The organism is Litoreibacter halocynthiae (assembly GCF_004365635.1).
In the GTDB taxonomy this organism is placed as follows: domain Bacteria; phylum Pseudomonadota; class Alphaproteobacteria; order Rhodobacterales; family Rhodobacteraceae; genus Litoreibacter; species Litoreibacter halocynthiae.
On record NZ_SOBH01000001.1, the window covers coordinates 96919 to 115396 of the forward strand.

The 18478-nt window shown below is 59.4% G+C and carries 18 protein-coding genes; 10 read left to right on the top strand and 8 right to left on the bottom strand.

Features of this window, described 5'->3' with window-relative positions; all coding sequences use genetic code 11:
- Positions 1–38 precede the first annotated feature (38 nt).
- On the bottom strand, positions 39–1058 hold the full coding sequence (gene trpS, locus BDE40_RS00490) for a tryptophan--tRNA ligase (protein ID WP_134011824.1): 1020 nt from the start codon (positions 1056–1058) through the stop codon (positions 39–41).
- A 78-nt stretch (positions 1059–1136) separates the two neighbouring features.
- Here trpS and BDE40_RS00495 point away from each other — a divergent pair, with 78 nt between their 5' ends.
- Complete coding sequence (locus BDE40_RS00495) at positions 1137–1826, top strand: rhomboid family intramembrane serine protease (RefSeq protein WP_134011826.1); 690 nt, start codon at positions 1137–1139, stop codon at positions 1824–1826.
- On the opposite strand, the gene murJ is transcribed toward BDE40_RS00495, so the two are convergent.
- From murJ to BDE40_RS00510, 3 genes are read right to left on the bottom strand one after another with little or no spacing between them, the layout of a single operon-like run.
- Positions 1823–3364: a murein biosynthesis integral membrane protein MurJ gene (gene murJ, locus BDE40_RS00500; protein WP_134011828.1), complete on the bottom strand. Its 1542-nt coding sequence runs from the start codon at positions 3362–3364 to the stop codon at positions 1823–1825. The two genes, BDE40_RS00495 and murJ, sit on opposite strands and share 4 nt — an antisense overlap.
- Positions 3361–6180: a [protein-PII] uridylyltransferase gene (locus tag BDE40_RS00505; protein WP_281275413.1), complete on the bottom strand. Its 2820-nt coding sequence runs from the start codon at positions 6178–6180 to the stop codon at positions 3361–3363. The genes murJ and BDE40_RS00505 overlap by 4 nt, the downstream gene beginning before the upstream one ends.
- Entirely contained in the window at positions 6140–7318 is a 1179-nt protein-coding gene (locus tag BDE40_RS00510; RefSeq protein ID WP_134011830.1) for a penicillin-binding protein activator, read from the bottom strand. The genes BDE40_RS00505 and BDE40_RS00510 overlap by 41 nt, the downstream gene beginning before the upstream one ends.
- Before the next feature lie 112 nt (positions 7319–7430).
- Here BDE40_RS00510 and rsmI point away from each other — a divergent pair, with 112 nt between their 5' ends.
- From rsmI to gshB, 3 genes are all read left to right on the top strand, one after another.
- Positions 7431–8297: a 16S rRNA (cytidine(1402)-2'-O)-methyltransferase gene (gene rsmI, locus BDE40_RS00515; RefSeq protein WP_134011833.1), complete on the top strand. Its 867-nt coding sequence runs from the start codon at positions 7431–7433 to the stop codon at positions 8295–8297.
- 2 nt (positions 8298–8299) lie between these two features.
- A complete protein-coding gene (locus tag BDE40_RS00520) occupies positions 8300–8665 on the top strand; it encodes a YraN family protein (protein ID WP_134011835.1) in 366 nt (121 codons plus the stop codon).
- Between the two features lie 114 nt (positions 8666–8779).
- The gene (gene gshB, locus BDE40_RS00525; protein WP_134013725.1) at positions 8780–9721 is read left to right on the top strand and encodes a glutathione synthase; all 942 of its coding nucleotides are present in this window, start codon (positions 8780–8782) and stop codon (positions 9719–9721) included.
- On the opposite strand, the gene BDE40_RS00530 is transcribed toward gshB, so the two are convergent.
- The 4 genes from BDE40_RS00530 to cobU form a co-directional block, all read right to left on the bottom strand.
- Positions 9722–11224, bottom strand: coding sequence for a YifB family Mg chelatase-like AAA ATPase (locus BDE40_RS00530; protein WP_134011837.1), 1503 nt, complete (start codon positions 11222–11224; stop codon positions 9722–9724).
- Between the two features lie 64 nt (positions 11225–11288).
- Complete coding sequence (locus BDE40_RS00535; protein WP_134011839.1) at positions 11289–11969, bottom strand: glutathione S-transferase; 681 nt, start codon at positions 11967–11969, stop codon at positions 11289–11291.
- A 61-nt stretch (positions 11970–12030) separates the two neighbouring features.
- Positions 12031–12612, bottom strand: coding sequence for a histidine phosphatase family protein (locus BDE40_RS00540; protein WP_134011841.1), 582 nt, complete (start codon positions 12610–12612; stop codon positions 12031–12033).
- On the bottom strand, positions 12609–13157 hold the full coding sequence (cobU, locus tag BDE40_RS00545) for a bifunctional adenosylcobinamide kinase/adenosylcobinamide-phosphate guanylyltransferase (RefSeq protein ID WP_134011843.1): 549 nt from the start codon (positions 13155–13157) through the stop codon (positions 12609–12611). The genes BDE40_RS00540 and cobU overlap by 4 nt, the downstream gene beginning before the upstream one ends.
- Before the next feature lie 105 nt (positions 13158–13262).
- On the opposite strand from cobU, the gene BDE40_RS00550 reads away from it, so the two are divergent.
- The 6 genes from BDE40_RS00550 (at position 13263) to proC (ending at position 18477) form a co-directional block, all read left to right on the top strand.
- A complete protein-coding gene (locus tag BDE40_RS00550; RefSeq protein ID WP_134011845.1) occupies positions 13263–14147 on the top strand; it encodes an RNA polymerase factor sigma-32 in 885 nt (294 codons plus the stop codon).
- Between the two features lie 99 nt (positions 14148–14246).
- Positions 14247–15443 (top strand): bifunctional phosphopantothenoylcysteine decarboxylase/phosphopantothenate--cysteine ligase CoaBC, encoded by a 1197-nt coding sequence (gene coaBC / locus BDE40_RS00555; RefSeq protein ID WP_134011847.1) that lies wholly within the window; start codon positions 14247–14249, stop codon positions 15441–15443.
- Positions 15440–15907 carry a dUTP diphosphatase gene (gene dut / locus BDE40_RS00560; protein ID WP_134011849.1) on the top strand — a complete coding sequence of 156 codons (468 nt, stop codon included), beginning with the start codon at positions 15440–15442 and terminating at the stop codon, positions 15905–15907. The genes coaBC and dut overlap by 4 nt, the downstream gene beginning before the upstream one ends.
- Before the next feature lies 1 nt (position 15908).
- Complete coding sequence (locus tag BDE40_RS00565) at positions 15909–16949, top strand: HesA/MoeB/ThiF family protein (protein ID WP_134011851.1); 1041 nt, start codon at positions 15909–15911, stop codon at positions 16947–16949.
- Between the two features lie 181 nt (positions 16950–17130).
- The gene (locus tag BDE40_RS00570) at positions 17131–17634 is read left to right on the top strand and encodes a type III secretion system chaperone family protein (protein WP_073143229.1); all 504 of its coding nucleotides are present in this window, start codon (positions 17131–17133) and stop codon (positions 17632–17634) included.
- Positions 17635–17664: 30 nt separating this feature from the next.
- Complete coding sequence (gene proC / locus BDE40_RS00575) at positions 17665–18477, top strand: pyrroline-5-carboxylate reductase (protein WP_134013726.1); 813 nt, start codon at positions 17665–17667, stop codon at positions 18475–18477.
- Position 18478 lies beyond the last annotated feature (1 nt).

Below are 18478 nucleotides of genomic sequence, written 5' to 3' on the forward strand. Positions count from 1 at the left end.
GGTTAGGTCAGCCGTCCAGACCTTTTTTTGCGGGACCGCTACCGCACCATCCCGACGATGTCGTAGGTCTTGGCGAGGATCGGCTCCGTGATCTCGCGGGCGCGCTCGGCACCGCGGCGCAGGATTTTGTCGATCTCGTCTTGGTCCTGCATCAACCGAGACATCTCTGAAGAAATCGGCGACAGCTTGGATACCGCTAATTCCGCCAGCATCGGCTTGAACTCGGAGAACTGCTTGCCGCCGACGTCGGCCAGAACCTGTTCGGGCGTCATGTCGGCGAAGGCGGCGTAGATGTTGATCAAGTTCCGCGCTTCGGGGCGGTCGTCCAACCCTTTGACTTCGGACGGTAGCGCGTCAGGGTCGGTGCGGGCCTTGCGTAGCTTGCCGGCGATGGCATCGGCGTCGTCGGTCATATTGATCCGGCTCATGTCGGACGGGTCCGATTTCGACATCTTCTTGGACCCGTCACGCAAGGACATCACGCGGGTGGCGGCCCCTTCGATCACTGGCTCGGTAATCGGGAAGAAGTCCACACCGTAGTCGTGGTTGAACTTGGCGGCGATGTCGCGGGTCAGTTCCAGATGCTGTTTCTGGTCGTCGCCCACCGGCACATGCGTCGCGTGGTAGATCAGGATGTCAGCGGCCATCAGCGACGGGTAGGCAAACAGGCCTACGGAGGCGTTTTCGCGGTTCTTGCCAGCCTTGTCCTTGAATTGCGTCATGCGGTTCAACCAGCCCATGCGGGCGACGGTGTTGAAAATCCACGCCAGTTGCGCGTGTTCGGGCACTTGGCTTTGGTTGAACAGGATCGACTTTTCGGGGTCTACACCCGAGGCGATGAAGCCCGCGCACAGCTCACGCGTGTTGCGTTTCAGGGTTTCGGGGTCTTGCCAGACGGTGATCGCGTGCAGATCCACCATGCAGTAGATCGTCTCGAAATTTCCCTCGTTCTGCATGTCTGCAAAGCGCTTGAGCGCCCCGAGGTAGTTGCCAAGGGTCAGGCCGCCGGATGGCTGGATGCCCGAGAACACGCGCGGTTGGAAGGCGGTGTTTGCCATGGTCTGTATCTCCGTCTGGATTTATGGGTCCTTGTCGCTTACCCATGGGCCAACAAGAGGTCAACCAGAGCAGGTCCCATGTATAACGAAAACGCAGACGCTTCCCCGTTTAATGCCTTGCCACCGGTAGTGATCGCCTTGGCGGTCATTTTGGCAGGGATCGAGATAATCATCCAAGCGGGCGCGAGTGGTCTTGTTGGCGGGTCGCAAGCCGTCGGGTGGCGGCTGGCGGCGTTAGAGGACTACGCGTTCTCCGGCCTGATCTGGGATCAGATGCTGGAGAAGACCTACTTTCCAATCGAGCACATGCAGCGGTTTGTGACCTACCCGTTTATCCACGGAAACTTCACCCATGCGGCCTTCGCGGTCGTCATCATATTGGCGATCGGCAAAGCGGTGGGCGAAGTCTTCTCGGCCGTGTCGTTCATTGCGGTCTTTATGGTCAGCTCGGTCGTTGCGGCGCTGGTTTATGCGTTGGTGACCAACACGCCGCAGCCGTTGTTTGGCGCGTATCCCGGAGCATACGGGCTGATCGGGGCCTTTACGTTTCTGCTGTGGGTCAATCTTGCCGCTGTCGGCGCAAACTCGATGCGGGCGTTTTCGCTGATCGGGTTCCTGATGCTGTTCCAGTTGGTATTCGGCCTGCTGTTCGGCGGTGGCTATGACTGGATTGCAGATGTGGCGGGCTTCGTCGCGGGTTTCTTGCTGTCCTTCGTGGTCAGCCCCGGCGGCTGGGCGCGCGTGCTGGCGAAGCTGCGCAAGCGCTAGCGTTTGAGGCTGCGCTTCAGGTCGGTTGGTGTGAACGCGCCAAGAAGACGACCGGCGAAGGCGTAGAAGACGCCGCCCGACACTAGCAAGATCGCCAGTGCCAGATAGCGCCACGCGCCCGCCTCGAAGACCGGGTGCAGCACGAGGTTGCCGCCATAAAGGAATACGCCCATCAGCACGGAGGCTGCGATGATGCGCGGCGCGCGGGTGCGGAAGCGGGCGTCAAAGGTTGCGGCTTGCCCAAAATCGCGGGAATAGCGCCAGAGCAGCCACGCCATGCCCCATCCTGCCAGCGAAGTCGCAAGGGCCGCGGCGAGGTAGTCGAGCCACGCCCACAGGCCAACGGCGACGACCACGTTGATGACCATAGATGCCACGGCGAAATAGAACGGGCGCTTGGTGTCTTCACGGGCGAAATACAGCGGCTGGAAGATCTTTTGCAGCACGAAGGCGGGTAGCCCCATGCCGTAGATGGCGACGGCCAGCGCGGTGGCGGCGGTGTCTTCGGCGGTGAAGCGGCCCCGCTCGAACAGGACCGAGATCATCGGCGACGGAATGACCATGAGTGCCACGGCACAAGGCACGGTCAGCGCCAACGCGACTTCGCCCGCGCGGCTCAGCGCGTCTTGCCCGCCTGCCACGTCGTCTGCCTGCAAGCGGCGGGACAACTCGGGCAACAGCACCACGCCGATAGCGATGGCGACGACGCCCAAGGGCAGTTGGTACAGGCGGTCAGCGTAGTTGACCCACGCGATTGCGCCTTCGGTCCAGCTGGCCACGTTGCGACCCACCAGCAGGTTGACCTGCACCACCCCGCCAGCCAACGCGGCGGGCGCGGCGATGATGGCGAGGCGTTTGAGTTCCGGCGTCAGACGCGGGCGGCGGGGGATCAGGCGGAACCCGGCGCGGGAGGCTGCGACCCAGACCAACGCCAGTTGCGCGATGCCTGCAAGCGGTACGGTCCATGCGAGCGCAAGGCCTATGTCGGCACCGAGCGCCCACGCCAGCGTCAGCGACAGGATGAACAGGACGTTAAGCAAGACCGGCGCTGCGGCCGCTGCCACGAAGCGGCCTGTGGCGTTGAGGACGCCTGAGAGCAGCGCTGCGAGGGAGATGAACAAGATGTAGGGGAAAGCGATGCGGCCAAAGAGCGTGGCCAACTCGAACCGCTCGTCGGCGACGAAGCCGGACGCCATGAGCAGCACCAAGGCGGGCATGAACACTTGGGCGATCAGGGTGAAGAAAATCAGCAGCGTTCCCAGCCCCGTGAAGGCGTCACGGGCGAATGTTTCGGGGTCGTCGCCAGATTCCAGCTTTTTGGCGAACATCGGCACAAAGGCCATGTTGAACGCCCCTTCCGCGAAGAAGCGGCGGAACATGTTGGGCAGGGAAAAGGCGATCAGAAACGCCTCTGCCACCGGTCCTGCGCCCAGAAAACCCGCGATCAGGACGTCGCGCACAAAACCGAGGATGCGAGACAGCAATGTCCACATGCCAACGGTCGCGAAGCCGCGTAACAGTCGGTTTGGCTGGCTCATTCGCGCGCCCGCTCGGAGCCGCGGGTGATAGCTTCGCGTAGTTTGCGTTCAATCGTGGCTTGCTTGGACTTGGAATGGAACTTCAGCCCGAACATGTCCTTGACATAGAAGGTGTCGACGACCTGCGCGCCGAAGGTCGCGATGACGGCTGACGAGATCTGGATGTTCGCTTCGGACAGCGTGCGGCTGAGGTCATACAGAAGGCCGGGACGGTCGCGGGTATCCACTTCGATGATCGTGTAAATCTCGGAGCCCTCGTTATCAAAGGTCACCGATGTCGGGACCACGAAAGGCCGGTGCCGCTTCTTGATCTTGTCGCGGGGCGCAAGGGCTTCGCGGGCCAAGACCTCACCCATCAGGGTCTTGAGGATCATCGACTTCATGCGGGGCAAGCGCGCCAAGTCGTAGGGGTGCCCGTCACCATCTTGAATCCAGAACGCAGCCGTCGCAAAGCCGTCTTTGCTGGTGTAGGTCCGCGCGTCGACGACGTTCGCACCAACCAAGGCCAGTGCACCACACATACGCGCAAAAATACCCGGATGGTCGGCCATGGCAAAGCACGCACGCGTCGCATCACGATCCTCGTCCGGCGTCAGCTCGATCCGGACTTCATCTGTCGGAATGTCACGCAGAAGCTTGGCGAAATCCTCATGCGCGGTGACATGCAGGCCTTGCCAGTAGGGCGGGTAATGCCGTGCAATTTCGCGCGCGAGGTCTTTCTTGTCCCAATCGGGTAGCGCCGCGCGCAGGTTCTTTTTCGCCTCGGAGCCGCGCTCCTCGCGGTTGAGCGCCTCCATGCCGTCTTCCAAGCCGCGTTTGGTTTGGCGGTATAACGCGCGGATCAGCGAGGCCTTCCAGTTGTTCCAAACATCGGGGCCCACGCCGCGAATGTCACAGACGGTTAACACGCAAAGCAGGTCCAACCGCTTGACGGTCTTCACAGCCTTGGCAAAGTCGCGCACGGTTCTCGGGTCGGCAATGTCGCGCTTTTGTGCCAGATCGGACATGAGCAGATGATACCTGACCAGCCACTCGACCGTTTCGCATTCCTCTTTGTTCAGGCCAAGCCGTGGCGCGATGTAGCGGGCCATTTTAGCGCCAAGGACAGAATGGTCTTCTTCGCGTCCTTTGCCGATGTCGTGCAGCAGTAGTGCGACGTAAATAACCTTGCGGTTAAGGCCCCGTTTTAGAATGCCGGAAGCAACCGGCAGTTCTTCGATCAACTCTTCACGTTCGATTTGCGCAAGGTGGGAGATCGTCTGGATCGTATGTTCGTCTACCGTGTAGGAATGATACATATTGAACTGCATCATTGCGACGATGGTTTGGAAATCAGGAATGAACGCGCCCAAGACCCCGAGCTCGTTCATGCGTCGGAGCGCGCGCTCCGGATTGCCGTGCTTGAGCAATGTGTCGAGGAAAATGCGCGATGCGTCCTTGTCGCCCTCCAGCCCGCGTATCATGTCCAGATTGGCTGCAATCAGGCGCATCAGGTCCGGATGGATGAGGTAACCGGTGCGCAAAGCCTCTTCAAAAACACGCAGCAGGTTACGCGGGTCTTTCAGGAAGTTGCGCTTGTTGGCGACGGTGATGCGGTTTTGACGAAGCTTGTAGTCCGGCTTCAACCGCTTGCGGCGGGCGTTGCGCAGGAAGCCGATGATCGCGGGTTCTTGCTTGACGTGGCGGGCTTCCAGGTCGGTCAGCAGAATGCGCGTCAATTCTCCGACCCGCGTGGCGTGGCGGAAATAATCCTGCATGAAATGCTCGACAGCGCGGCGCCCGCCCTGATCCTTGTAGCCCATGCGTTGGGCGACCTCGACTTGCACATCAAAGGTCAACTGCTCGTTGGCGCGATTTGCGATCAGATGCATGTGAGACCGCGTGGCCCATAGAAAGCGATCAGCCTGACGGAAGTTGTCCAGCTCGTCTTGCGTGAAAACCTTGCGCTTCACCAACTCGTCTACGGTTTTCACGCGATTGACGTATTTGGCGATCCAGTAAAGTGACTGCAGGTCGCGCAGGCCACCTTTGCCTTCTTTGACATTCGGCTCGACAATATAGCGCTGTCCGCCGTGTTTTTTCAGCCGCTCTTCGCGTTCTTCCAGCTTCGCTTCCACGAACTCTCCGCCCGTGTTGTTGAAAAGCTTGCTCCAAAGTTGAGCGTCCAGTTCCTTGGCCAACGGCGCGTAGCCGTCGACGAGCCGGTGTTCCAGCAAAGCGGTCCGGATGGTGAAATCCTCGCGGCCCAACCGCAGGCAATCTTTAACGGTGCGAGAGGCGTGGCCCACTTTCAGCTTCAAATCCCAAAGGATGTAGAGCATCGACTCGATCACGCTCTCGGCCCAAGGAGTGACTTTGTAAGGTGTCAGAAACAGCAGGTCGACATCAGAAAACGGTGCCATTTCCCCGCGTCCATATCCGCCTACGGCCAGCACGGCCAACCGTTCGGATTCAGTAGGGTTCGAGATCGGATGCAGGTATTTTGTGGCGACGTAGAAGGTGGCCCGAACCAGCCCGTCGGTGAGGTGGCTGTAAGACCTACATTGTCGTCGCGCGGCCATCGGGTTCTGTCGAAACGCCTCTGCGATAACGTCGCGGCCCGCAGTCTGGGCGTCTGATAGCGCCTCGACTGTCGCTGCGCGCATCTCCTTGGCGTCGGTGCAATCAGACAGTGCCGTATCAAGGCGTGCATGTAGGACGTCAGGGTCCAGAATCTCTTGCGCCGGGCAGATAAGCTCGCCCGGCGCACTAGGTGCTTTCTCGGATTGGTGGGGCTTAAAAGCCGCCGAAGCCGAAGGATTTTGGTGCGGGATCAATAATCTGGACCTGATTGTTCGTCACTTGGGCAACCGCCATCGCACGTTGGTTCGTGCCGTCGGCCTTGAACCGGAATACCCCGTTCACGCCCTTGAAGCCAGAGGATTGCGTCAGGTTTCCCTTGGTCATCGCAAGCTTTTTGGCGGCGAGGGCGCCAACCGCCGCGATGCCGTCATAAGCCAAGCCGGCCAGTGGATGCGCGGAATCGCCGTAAGTGCTGCGGTAGCGGCTGTTAAACTGAGCGACAGGAGCCGGATCTGGAAGGGCGAACCAGCCATCCTGAACGCCGGGCAAAGACAGCGTCTGCGGAGGTACGTCCCAACGGGTCAGCCCGATATATTTAGTCACAGAGGGGCTGATGCCCTTTTCGGGCAGCAGTTGAGCCAACAAGGGTAAAGCCCCCGTGCTGTCGGATGTCAGCATGATAGCAGTCGCCCCGGATTCTTTGATGGTATTGGCAATCGTTGGAACGGCTGAGACGATGCCTTGCTCGCTGAACTCGAAAGAGCCGTCGCCGACAATCTGAACATTTGTGCCAGCTGTGGCTTTCACGATGGCGGATCGCGCAATTTGACCAACAGGAGTGCGCGGATAGACCACAACCACTCGACTGCGCCCTTGCGAACTGGCGTAACCCATCAGGCGGGACGCGATGCTGTCGAAGGTGTTGCCCAAAACGAAGAGGTTGCCACCGGCGATAGAGGTGTTGTTGGAGAATGAAATGACATTGACTTTGGACCCAGCCACGGCAACCGCAGCGGCGTTTGCGGCGTCAGACCGTAGTGGCCCGAGGATGATGTCGGCACCCGCAGCAACGGCCTGAGACGCGACCGAAGCCGCAGTGCCTGCTTGTCCGGCGGTCTTATAGACGGTGACGTTTACCTTGCCTGCGCCCAGATCGGCAGCAGCCATACGGGCGGCGTTTTCCAAAGCGCGAGCCAGTCCGTCATCACCCGGTGTCGCGGAGCCGTATGGCACCAGAAGCGCTACGTTGACGGCACTGCCGTCGGATTTCGCTCCGCTTGCGCCACCGCCAACTTGGCTTAAGTCGACGTCACAGGCTGACAATGCAGCTGCTGCGACAACCGCCAAAACGGCGCGCGCGCCCTTGCGGGCGCTTCCCAAAAGGTTGAACATGTTAATCACTCCATAAGTCCCCACCAAATGGCCGCCGGCACAGCCACACTTGTGGCAAACTGAATACGAGGTATGGAGTGTCAAGTAAACGTGAAGACGAAGGGTAGGGCTCATGACGGCTGCAAATCGCGTAAATCTGGCCTCGGGCCTGTATTTCATAGCCACTCCGATTGGCACTGCACGTGACATCACACTGCGCGCGCTCGACATTTTGGCCTCGGCGGATGTTTTGGCCGCCGAAGACACCCGAACTTTGCGTCGATTGATGGATATTCATGGAATCGCTTTGGATGGTCGACCGATGGTGGCCTATCACGACCATAATGGCGCTTCTGCACGACCCAAACTGCTCAGGGCACTGGCGGACGGAAAGTCGGTTGCCTATGCCTCGGAGGCAGGCACGCCGCTTGTTGCTGATCCCGGTTATCAATTGGGCCGCGCCGTTACCGCAGAAGGGTACTTGGTCACTGCCGCGCCGGGGCCGTCCGCCGTTTTGGCGGCGCTATCAGTCAGCGGCCTTGCGACCGACGCCTTCTTTTTTGCCGGATTTGCACCCACCTCGAAAGGCCAACGGCAGAGCTTTCTAAAGTCACTGGCAGAAGTGCCTGGAACGCTTGTTTTTTATGAAAGTCCGAAGCGGGTTCATAAAATGTTAGCGGATTTGGTCGAAGTATACGGCGAGATGCGTGATGCGGTTGTGGCACGTGAGTTGACCAAAAAGTTCGAAGAAGTCCGTCGTGGCACCTTGGCGGCATTGGTGGATGAACTGGATGGTGTGACGCTAAAAGGTGAAGTGGTTGTTTTGGTCGCCCGTGGCGAGGTCAGCTCGTTCGATGAAAAGGACACTGACATCTTGCTGAAAGAAGCGATGGCGGCGGGATCTTTGAAAGACGCAGTGGCGCAGGTCGTGACGACAACCGGCCAGCCGCGCAGGCAGGTTTACCAAGCCGCGCTTAGATTGGAAAAAGAAGGAAAATAGCGATGTCGCGATCCGCGCGTGGCCAAATGGGATACCACGCAGGGATTGAGGCCGAGCGGAGCGTTGCGCGTGATTATATGAAACGCGGATACAAATTCGCCGCACACAGGTTTCGTGGGCGCGGTGGGGAGATCGACCTTGTGATGCGCCGGAGTGGCAAGGTTGTTTTCATCGAAGTCAAACAAAGCCGCACCCATTCGCGCGCTGCCGAAAGACTGCTGGTCGGGCAGAAAACGCGACTGTTTCAAGCGGCGAGCGAGTTCGTCGCCCATGAGCCCGCAGGACAAGATACCGATATGCGCTTCGATGTCGCGTTGGTCGACGGGACTGGCCGCGTCGAGATCATCGAAAATGCTCTGGTTACCTGAATGTGCGCAAGAATGCCGATGGGTGTTCGAAGATAATGGATTGAAAGCCTGACCTGCCTGCCGCATTTAACGGATGCGGGCTTTTAGCGGCCCTAAATCATGGAAGGACAGCGCATGGGCCTGAAGGTCGCCATTCAAATGGATCCGATCGATAACATTGATATCGACGGGGATTCCAGTTTCCGCATCGCCGAGGAAGCGCAAGCGCGTGGGCATGAGCTGTTTTATTACACGCCTGATGCCCTGTCCTATGAGGAGGGCGAGGTCTATGCGGTCGGCTGGCCATTGACGGTGCGCCGCGTCAAAGGTGACCATTTCGAGCTTGGTGAAAAACAACGGATCAATCTTGCGGATTGGGACGTGGTCTGGCTGCGCCAAGACCCGCCATTCGATATGGGCTACATTACCACGACGCATATTCTGGACCGTATCCATCCCGGCACGCTGGTGGTGAATGATCCGACTTGGGTGCGAAACTGGCCGGAAAAACTGAAGGTTCTGGATTATCCCGACCTGACGCCTCCGACTGCAATTGCCCGCGACTTGACGACGTTGAAGGCATTCAAGGAGCGTCATGGTGATGTTATCCTCAAACCACTTTATGGAAATGGCGGCGCTGGCGTGTTCCGCCTGACACCGGATGATCGCAACCTGAACTCGCTGCACGAACTGTTTGCGGGGATCAACCGGGAGCCGTTGATCATGCAGAAGTTCCTTCCCGATGTGGCCAAGGGCGACAAGCGGATCATTCTGGTGGATGGCGAGCCTGTGGGCGCGATCAACCGCGTGCCTGCCAAGGGCGAGACACGCTCGAACATGCATGTCGGCGGACGTCCTGAAAAAGTTGGCCTGACAGAGCGGGATCGCGAGATTTGCACGCGGATCGGGGCAGATCTGAAAAACCACGGTCAGGTCTTCGTGGGCATTGACGTGATCGGGGGCTGGCTGACTGAAATCAACGTGACTTCGCCTACCGGCATTCAGGAACTGGAGCGGTTTGACGATGTGAATATCACCGCGAAGATTTGGGAAGTGATCGAGGCGAAACACGCTTGATCAGGATGCGACGCGATAGCTGACAGCTTCCGCGATATGGCGTGAAGCAACGTCTGCGCTCGCCTCCAAATCTGCGATTGTGCGCGCTACGCGCAGCACGCGATGGTAGCTGCGGGCCGACAGCCGGTAATGTTCGGCAGCACGCGTGAGTAGTGCAGCGCCTTCTGCGTCGGGTGTCGCGATTTCCTTCAATAGCTCGCCTTCCGCATCGGCATTTACTCTGACACCCGGATAGGTTTCGAAGCGTGCGCGCTGCACCTCTCTCGCGGCGTCCACGCGGGCAGCGACCTGAGCGGAGGTATCCCCAGATGCAGGCAGGTCCAAATCCGTGAAAGCCACGGGCGGGACGTCCAGCCGCAGATCAAACCGGTCCATCAACGGCCCTGATATGCGGCCCAAATAGTCCTCACCACATAGCGGCGCGCGGGAACATGCCTGTGCCGCGTCGGTCATGTAGCCGCATTTGCATGGGTTTGCGGCGGCGACCAGCATGAACTTGCAAGGATAGCGCACATGGGCATTTGCACGGGCGACGACGACATCTCCGGTCTCGATGGGTTGGCGCAGGGTTTCCAGCACTGCGCGGGGGTACTCGGGAAACTCGTCCATGAACAGCACACCGTTATGCGCCAACGAGATTTCCCCGGGTTTCGCGCCGCGCCCACCGCCGACGATTGCGGCCATGGAGGCTGTGTGATGCGGGGTTCTGAACGGGCGTTCACGCGATATGCCACCGTCCTCCAGCAGCCCCGCGAGAGAGTGGATCATCGACGTTTCCAACGCCTCTTCGGGTGATAGGGGTGGCAGTATTCCCGGCAGGCGTGCCGCCAACATGGATTTGCCCGAGCCCGGAGTGCCAACCAGTAAAAGATGATGGCGACCTGCAGCGGCGATTTCCAACGCCCGTTTGGCGCGTTCCTGCCCCTTCACGTCCCGCAGGTCCTTGCTGTGCTTGGGACGGGTGACCTCACCGGGAGTGGCAACGGCAAGGGGTTTTTGACCGGTATAGTGCTGCACCACCTCCAACAGTGACGCAGCCCCGAACACACGGGCCGCATCAACCCACGCGGCCTCCGCGCCGCATTGCTCGGGGCATAGCAGGCTACACTCCTGTTCTGCCGCGGTAAGTGCTGCGGGCAGGGTTCCGATGACAGGGACCAAAGACCCATCCAGCGACAACTCGCCCAAGGCGACCGTGTTCTGCACGTCTTCAGCGGGAAGGATGTCCAGTGCGGCGAGCAGGGCAAGCGCGATTGGCAGGTCGAAATGCGATCCTTCTTTCGGCATGTCGGCAGGGGACAAATTTACCGTCACGCGCTTGGACGGCATGGCAATGGACATCGCAGTGAGGGCTGCGCGGACCCTGTCACGGGCCTCGCTCACAGCTTTGTCTGCGAGGCCCACGATTGAAAACGACGGAAGTCCGGCGGTCACGGCGCATTGCACCTCGACCAACCGGGCTTCAATGCCCTCAAAGGCGACTGTGTATGTGCGCGTAACCAATTAACCCTCGGTGCTAAACCCTCGGGCGCACAGTGTCGGGTGTTTGGTTAACGCGAGGTTTACCTCAGTCAGGACCGGGCCATTTTCCCGCCGCGTAGGGCAGGTCGTAATTGGACTGTGGGTCATCTTGAAGACCGCGCCTGCGCCATTCCAAAAAGACCGGGTCGGAAATTGTCTCAACGACGTAAGGTTTCGAGGCCTCACCGATTGGCAATCCATACCCCGCCATGCGCGCAGCGACCGGTGCGAAGAAAGCGTCGGCAATCGAGTATTGTCCGAACAACCAAGGCCCATCGGTCGCAAGGTTGCGGGCGGCTGCCCATAGCTGTTCGATGCGGGCAAGGTCGGCGGCCACCTCCTCCGACACAGGAAAATCAATGAAGCTTTGCCGTAAATTCATCGGACAGGCAGAACGCAGAGCGCCGTAGCCGCTGTGCATTTCGGCAACCATCCCACGTGCCAAGGCGCGCGCTTCGGTGTTCTCGGGCCAATAACCCTTTTCCGGATGCCGTTCGGCCAGTGTTTCGGCCATCCCAAGGCTATCCATCACTACACCGCCTTCGGGAAGTCGCATCACCGGCACCGTGCGGGCAGGGGCGAAGGGTTTCAGGTCTTCCTGAAACTGAGGAATATAGAACCGCGTGTCATGGACGGTCACGTCGACGTTGAACTTCGCGAACAAAAGCCAACCCCGGAGCGACCAGCTGGAATAAGAGCGGTCGCCGATAAGAAGATCATAAGTCATGTTCAGCAGGTTAGCCTGAGGTCGTGCCGCAACGGAAATAAAGAATTGTGGGGCACGACCATCACGGCTGATGATTGATCACATCTGCACGCCACCCATCTGGGCCGATGTCAATGCGGGTCACCGAGAGCGGCTCAATCTGGTGCGACATCGCAGCGTAGGGCGTAACACCGAGCGCGCGTTCGATCTGGGACATAATGACCCCCATGTGAGCCACGATCACGACATCAACATGCTCGCTGTCGTGAAGGGCCTCTACTTTAGGGGTTAAGCGCGCGTGCAGATCGTTCCAGCTTTCGCCCTCCGGTGGCTTCACGTCGCCCGGCGTTTCCCAGTAGGCGCGGGACAGTTCGGGGTGCATATCTGCGACCTTCGAGAAGTGGAGACCGTCCCAGACGCCGAAATCAAGCTCCCTTAAGTCGGGATCATGCGGCAGGCGCGTACGGCCAAGCCCGATCACATCGGCGGTTGAGCGGGCGCGGATCAAATCGGAAGACACCAACGCTGCGTTTCTAGGCAGGTAGGTATGCAAGCGGACAATCTTGTCTGTATCAGACAAATCGGCGGCAACGTCCCGCCAGCCGGTAAAGGCCTTTTCATGTGTTGGGCCGTGGCGAACCCACCAAAGACGGGTGGTTTTCACGACACTCCCTCGGGCAGTGCGCCTTTCAACACCGAGGGAAGGCCCGCGATGACTTGCACGACAAGCTGTGCCTCACGGGCGATGCCCTGATTAAGCTTGCCTTGCGCCTCACGAAACTGACGTGACATGGCGTGTTCCGGCACAATGCCTTGGCCGACCTCGTTAGTGACCACAATGACATGCGCAGGACAGGTTGCGAGCGCACGTATCAGTTTCTCAGATTCGGCGTGCAAATCGGCCCCAGCCAGCAGTTGGTTGGTTAGCCAAAGTGTGGCGCAATCCAGTAGGATCATCTGATCCTTTGACGCGTGTTCCAGCGCTGCGGTCACGAGCAGAGGTTCCTCGACGGTGGTCCACCCATCGGCGGCACGTGCTTGTCTGTGATCCGATATTTTGGCCCGCATTTCGTCGTCGAATGCCTGGGCCGTCGCGATGTAGATCTTCGCCTTGTCTGAACAGGTTTGAACGATCGCCCGCTCCGCAAAAGCTGATTTCCCGGATGCGGCACCACCAAGCATCATCGTCAGGGAGGGTAGTCCGGCCATCTTAATTCCTCCAACTCGTTTTGATCCGTATGCGCTTGTGCCGCGTATTCATCACAAAAGGCCAGACCAGAGCCAAGCCAAAACTGACAAATGGGGGTGAGACTTATGGCACTAGATGCAAGACCATCCGACAACGTGCTGTCGCGGACCGCAATGAAAGCGGAACTTTTAGACGCCGAGACAGAGCTTCGACTTGCCTACGCGTGGCGCGATGACCGCGACGAGGCGGCCCTGCACCGCTTGATCACCGCCTACATGCGGCTTGCGATCTCCATGGCTTCGAAATTTCGCCGTTATGGTGCTCCGATGAATGATCTAATCCAAGAGGCGGGGCTTGGGCTGATGAAAGCAGCCGACAAGTTTGATCCTGACCGCGGCGTGCGCTTTTCGACCTACGCAGTTTGGTGGATCAAGGCGTCCATCCAAGACCATGTCATGCGCAACTGGTCGATGGTGCGGACGGGGTCTACGTCGTCCCAGAAATCACTGTTCTTCAATCTGCGCCGCGTTCAGGCGCGGCTGGAACGCGAGGCTTCCGCGCGCGGAGAACCTCTGGATCGGCACCAGCTCCGGCAGATGATCTCGACCGAAGTGGGCGTTCCGCTGCACGACGTGGAAATGATGGAGGGCCGGATGGCTGGCTCTGACTTCTCACTGAACGCGACGCAATCGACCGAGGACGAGGGGCGGGAATGGATCGACGCGCTTGAGGATGATAGCCCGCAAGCCGCTGAAACCGTGGAGCAGTCCCATGACAACGACACTTTGCGGGGATGGCTTGTGGACGCCATGACCGCGTTGAACGAGCGTGAGCAGTTTATTGTGCGCGAACGGAAGCTTCTGGATCGCCCAAGAACGCTGGAAAGTTTGGGCGACGAATTGGGCTTGTCCAAGGAACGTGTGCGTCAACTGGAAGCCGCAGCCTTCGCCAAAATGCGCAAATCACTGGAATCTCAAGGTGCCGAAGTGCGGAATTTCTTGATGCATTGAGACGCGTAAGTCTGACTTCACGCGGTTCCCGCTCAAGCAACTGATTGCCCCCTGCGCCGCGCTGTCCTAACACTTGTGGCGAAGAAAGCGGGGTGCAACATGCTTGCAGGCAAACGGATACTTCTCATCGTTGGTGGCGGAATAGCCGCTTTCAAGTCTTTGGACCTGATCCGTCGTCTGCGCGAACGTGGCGCGACCGTGACGCCTGTGCTCACCAAAGCGTCAGAGGAGTTCGTGACCCCGCTCAGCACGTCGGCCTTGGCAGGACAGAAAGTGTACCGTGATCTTTTCGACCTGACTGACGAGGCCGAGATGGGCCATATCGAGCTGTCCCGCGCCGCCAATTTGGTTGTCGTTGCACCTGCAACTGCTGACCTGATGGCTAAAATGACGGCTGGACTGGCGAATGATCTGGCCTCAACTCTCCTCATGGCGACTGACAAACGCGTTTTGATTGCACCTGCGATGAATGTGCGCATGTGGGAACACCCTGCCACGCAACGCAACTTGGCCACGTTACAAGGTGATGGCATCCTGACCGTTGGCCCTGACGTGGGCGATATGGCGTGCGGCGAGCATGGCCCGGGCCGCATGTCCGAGCCATTGGCAATCGTCGATGCGGTTGAGGCGGCACTGGCGGATGGCCCCTTGAAGGGCAAGCATGTGCTTGTGACGTCTGGCCCGACCCATGAGCCGATTGATCCGGTCCGCTATATCGCAAACCGTTCTTCAGGTGCGCAAGGAACAGCGATCGCGCGCAGCTTGGCAGCCCTTGGTGCGGATGTGACGTTTATTACCGGCCCCGCTGACGTATCGCCGCCTTCCGGCGTGAAGGTCGTCAAGGTTCAAACCGCACGCGAGATGAAAGACGCGGTGGATGCGGCTCTGCCCGCTGACGCGGCGGTGTTTGCTGCTGCTGTGGCCGACTGGCGGGTCGAAAATGCCTCCGGCTCCAAAATGAAGAAAGACGGTTCGGGCAAAGCGCCTGCTTTGGAGTTTGCTGAGAACCCCGACATTCTGGCGGGCGTGTCGCAGTTGAAAAAGGGTCGTCCTAAACTGGTGGTCGGGTTTGCGGCGGAAACTGACGATGTCGAAGCCAACGCAACCGCCAAGCGCAAACGTAAAGGCTGTGACTGGATCGTGGCCAATGACGTGAGCCCCGAGACCGGAATTATGGGCGGGAGCGAAAACGCGGTGTCTGTTATCTCTGACCAAGGCACGGAGGTCTGGCCGCGACTGTCGAAGGATCAGGTCGCCGCCAAGCTTGCTAAAAGAATCGCTGGGGCATTGGCGTGACACCGGTTCTACATTTTTCATGGACGCAGGACGCGGACCCTGCTTTGGGACTGCCAACTTATGCAACCGAAGGTGCAGCTGGCGCGGACTTGCGGGCCAATTTGGGTGAAGCAGATCGTGCGACCGGATTGGTATTGGCGCCGATGGCACGCGCTTTGATTCCGACGGGACTGCGCGTTGAAATCCCTGACGGGTTCGAAATGCAAATCCGACCGCGATCCGGACTGGCGCTCAAACACGGGGTTAGCCTGCCCAATTCACCGGGAACGATCGACAGCGATTATCGCGGGCCTTTGGGGGTGATCCTGATCAACCTTGGAGCCGATCCATTCACCATCGCGCATGGTGACCGGATCGCCCAGATGGTTATCGCACCGGTGGTGCAGGCCCGTTTCGAATTGGCGCAAGGACTGTCCGATACCGCGCGCGGCGCAGGCGGCTTCGGGTCAACAGGGCGCAGCTGAGTTGTTATTGATCCTTGTCATAGCGGCGGTGATCTTGCTGGCGGGCCGTGTTTTAGGCCTGAGCAGCCGAACGCAGATCGCGGCTCTGGTGGTTCTTTTCGCGCTTGTGCTGTTTTTTCAGCTTACTTTGCCGGTTGGAAACCCGATCAAGGATGCCACCGGATCGCTTGCGAACTGGGCTATTTTCGCAGGGGTGGCTGCCATTGTTGTGGGATATCGGGCGATCTTGCAGCGTTTGAGACGCGATGCGTCCGAGACAGAAGCCTCGCCGGTTGCGCCTGACAAATTCTCCGAGGCGGAGCTGAACCGCTACGCCCGCCACATCGTTTTGCGTGAAATTGGCGGACCCGGGCAAAAGAAGATGAAGACCGCGCGAGTGCTTGTCGTTGGTGCCGGTGGCTTGGGGGCTCCGGCTTTGCAGTACCTCGCAGCGGCGGGCATCGGGACCATTGGCGTGATTGATGACGACGTTGTCGACAGCTCCAACTTGCAACGTCAGGTGATCCATACAGATGCGCGGATCGGGATGCCCAAGGTGTTCTCGGCCCAAGAGGCGTTGCAGGCGCAAAACCCCTTTGTCACCATCCGGCCCTATCATCGCCGTCTTGAGGCGGACATGGCTGCCGAACTGTTTGCCGACTACGATGTGATTTTGGACGGGACCGACAACGCGGCAACGCGCTATCTGGTGAACCGCATTGCGGTGGAACTGGGCAAGCCCTTGATTTCCGGTGCAATTACGCAGTGGGAGGGACAGCTTAGCCTGTTTCACCCCGCCAGTAATGGCCCGTGCTATGCGTGTGTTTTCCCCAATGAAGCGGCCGCAGGCTTGGCCCCGTCCTGTTCGGAGGCTGGGGTCGTTGGCGCGTTGCCGGGAGTCGTCGGCTCGATGATGGCCGTCGAGACGATAAAGCACGTGACGGGCTCGGGTGCGACACTGATCGGCAAGATGCTGATCTATGATGCGCTCTACTCCGAAACACGGCTGATTACCCTCAAATCCGACCCCGCTTGCTCGGTCTGTGGACAACTTCCAAAATAGTGGCATTGACCCACAGGACCCACAATCTGTTGTGGGTAAGGCTAAATAAAGTCTTTACAGAGAGTCTTATACATCACAACATCTAGGCAAGGGTCGTGGACAACAAGCGACCTGTAGTATGGAACGCAGCCTATTGGGGCACAGGCAAGTCTCAATGCGCGATCTGGATAGGGGACCGAGCATGTCCAGCTTAGATCACTACCTCGAAACCGAGGATCTGCACCCGATTGATTTGGTGGAAACCCTTGCGGCCCACCATGAATGGGAATTTGACCGCATCGCGGAAGATCAAATCGCGATGGCGATTGAGGGGCAATGGCGCACTTACTCGATAACACTGGCATGGTCTCACCATGACGAGACCTTGCGGCTGGTTTCAACCTTCGAGATGGAGCCGCCAGAAGACAAGCTGCCCGCCCTTTATGATGTGCTGAACCGGGCGAACGATACCTGTTGGACGGGTGCGTTCACATACTGGCAAGCGCAGCGGCTGATGGTTTACCGCTACGGATTGATCCTGTCGGGCGGGCGTGACGCGGGTGCAGACCAAGTTGACAAGATGCTGTCGGCGGCCGTGATGGCGTCGGAGCGGTTCTATCCCGCCTTCCAGCTGGTGTGCTGGGGCGACCGGACCCCGCAAGATGCGATGAATGTTGCCATTGCGGAAGCCTACGGGCGCGCCTAACATTTGCCCCTGACGACAGACGGGGGCTTCATGGATTTTACCGAGATCAACACGCGCGGGCTGGTATTGCTGGGCTGCGGAAAAATGGGCTCGGCCTTACTGGAGGGCTGGCTGAAAGGTGGCATAGACGCAGGTGCCGTCTACGTGCTGGACCCGAACCCGTCGGATTGGGTGAAGGCGCAAGGCGTTCATATCAACGAAGACCTGCCCGACGATCCAGCCATCGCCCTGCTGGCGGTAAAGCCACAGATGATGGGCGACGCACTGCCAAGCATGGCGGCACTGGGCAACGGAACCACACTGTTTCTGTCTATTGCCGCCGGCACGTCGATTGCGCGTTTCGAGGAAGCGCTCGGGGGGCAGACACCCATCGTGCGCTCCATGCCGAACACGCCTGCCGCGGTCGGTCGGGGTATCACCGCGATCATTGGCAACACTCACGCAACTGCGGCAGATTTGGATTTAGCTGAAGGGTTGTTGAAGGCCGTAGGGCAGGTTGTGCGGCTGGAAACCGAAGCCCAGATTGATGCGGTGACTGGCGTCTCCGGCTCCGGCCCCGCTTATGTGTTCCACTTGATTGAAACCATGGCCGCAGCAGGCGAGGCGCAAGGGTTGGCACCCGAACTGGCGATGCAACTGGCCAAGGCAACTGTGGCCGGTGCAGGCGCATTGGCGGAAGCCGCCGAGGAAAGCCCCGCACAGCTACGGGTCAATGTCACCAGCCCCAACGGCACCACAGCGGCGGCTTTGAACGTGTTGATGGACGAGGAAAAGGGCTTCCCCAAACTGCTGGGCGATGCCGTGAAGGCCGCGACCGAGCGCGGGCGCGAGTTGGGGAAGTAAG

What these genes read in the sequence shown, in the direction of transcription:
- gshB (WP_134013725.1), top strand. Translation starts at nt 8,780, where the DNA reads ATGGGCCTGAAGGTCGCCATTCAAATGGATCCGATCGATAACATTGAT.
- cobU (WP_134011843.1), bottom strand. Translation starts at nt 13,157, where the DNA reads ATGGCCGGACTACCCTCCCTGACGATGATGCTTGGTGGTGCCGCATCC.
- BDE40_RS00495 (WP_134011826.1), top strand. Translation starts at nt 1,137, where the DNA reads ATGTATAACGAAAACGCAGACGCTTCCCCGTTTAATGCCTTGCCACCG.
- proC (WP_134013726.1), top strand. Translation starts at nt 17,665, where the DNA reads ATGGATTTTACCGAGATCAACACGCGCGGGCTGGTATTGCTGGGCTGC.
- BDE40_RS00510 (WP_134011830.1), bottom strand. Translation starts at nt 7,318, where the DNA reads ATGTTCAACCTTTTGGGAAGCGCCCGCAAGGGCGCGCGCGCCGTTTTG.
- BDE40_RS00535 (WP_134011839.1), bottom strand. Translation starts at nt 11,969, where the DNA reads ATGACTTATGATCTTCTTATCGGCGACCGCTCTTATTCCAGCTGGTCG.
- coaBC (WP_134011847.1), top strand. Translation starts at nt 14,247, where the DNA reads ATGCTTGCAGGCAAACGGATACTTCTCATCGTTGGTGGCGGAATAGCC.
- BDE40_RS00520 (WP_134011835.1), top strand. Translation starts at nt 8,300, where the DNA reads ATGTCGCGATCCGCGCGTGGCCAAATGGGATACCACGCAGGGATTGAG.
- trpS (WP_134011824.1), bottom strand. Translation starts at nt 1,058, where the DNA reads ATGGCAAACACCGCCTTCCAACCGCGCGTGTTCTCGGGCATCCAGCCA.
- BDE40_RS00550 (WP_134011845.1), top strand. Translation starts at nt 13,263, where the DNA reads ATGGCACTAGATGCAAGACCATCCGACAACGTGCTGTCGCGGACCGCA.
- murJ (WP_134011828.1), bottom strand. Translation starts at nt 3,364, where the DNA reads ATGAGCCAGCCAAACCGACTGTTACGCGGCTTCGCGACCGTTGGCATG.
- rsmI (WP_134011833.1), top strand. Translation starts at nt 7,431, where the DNA reads ATGACGGCTGCAAATCGCGTAAATCTGGCCTCGGGCCTGTATTTCATA.
- BDE40_RS00570 (WP_073143229.1), top strand. Translation starts at nt 17,131, where the DNA reads ATGTCCAGCTTAGATCACTACCTCGAAACCGAGGATCTGCACCCGATT.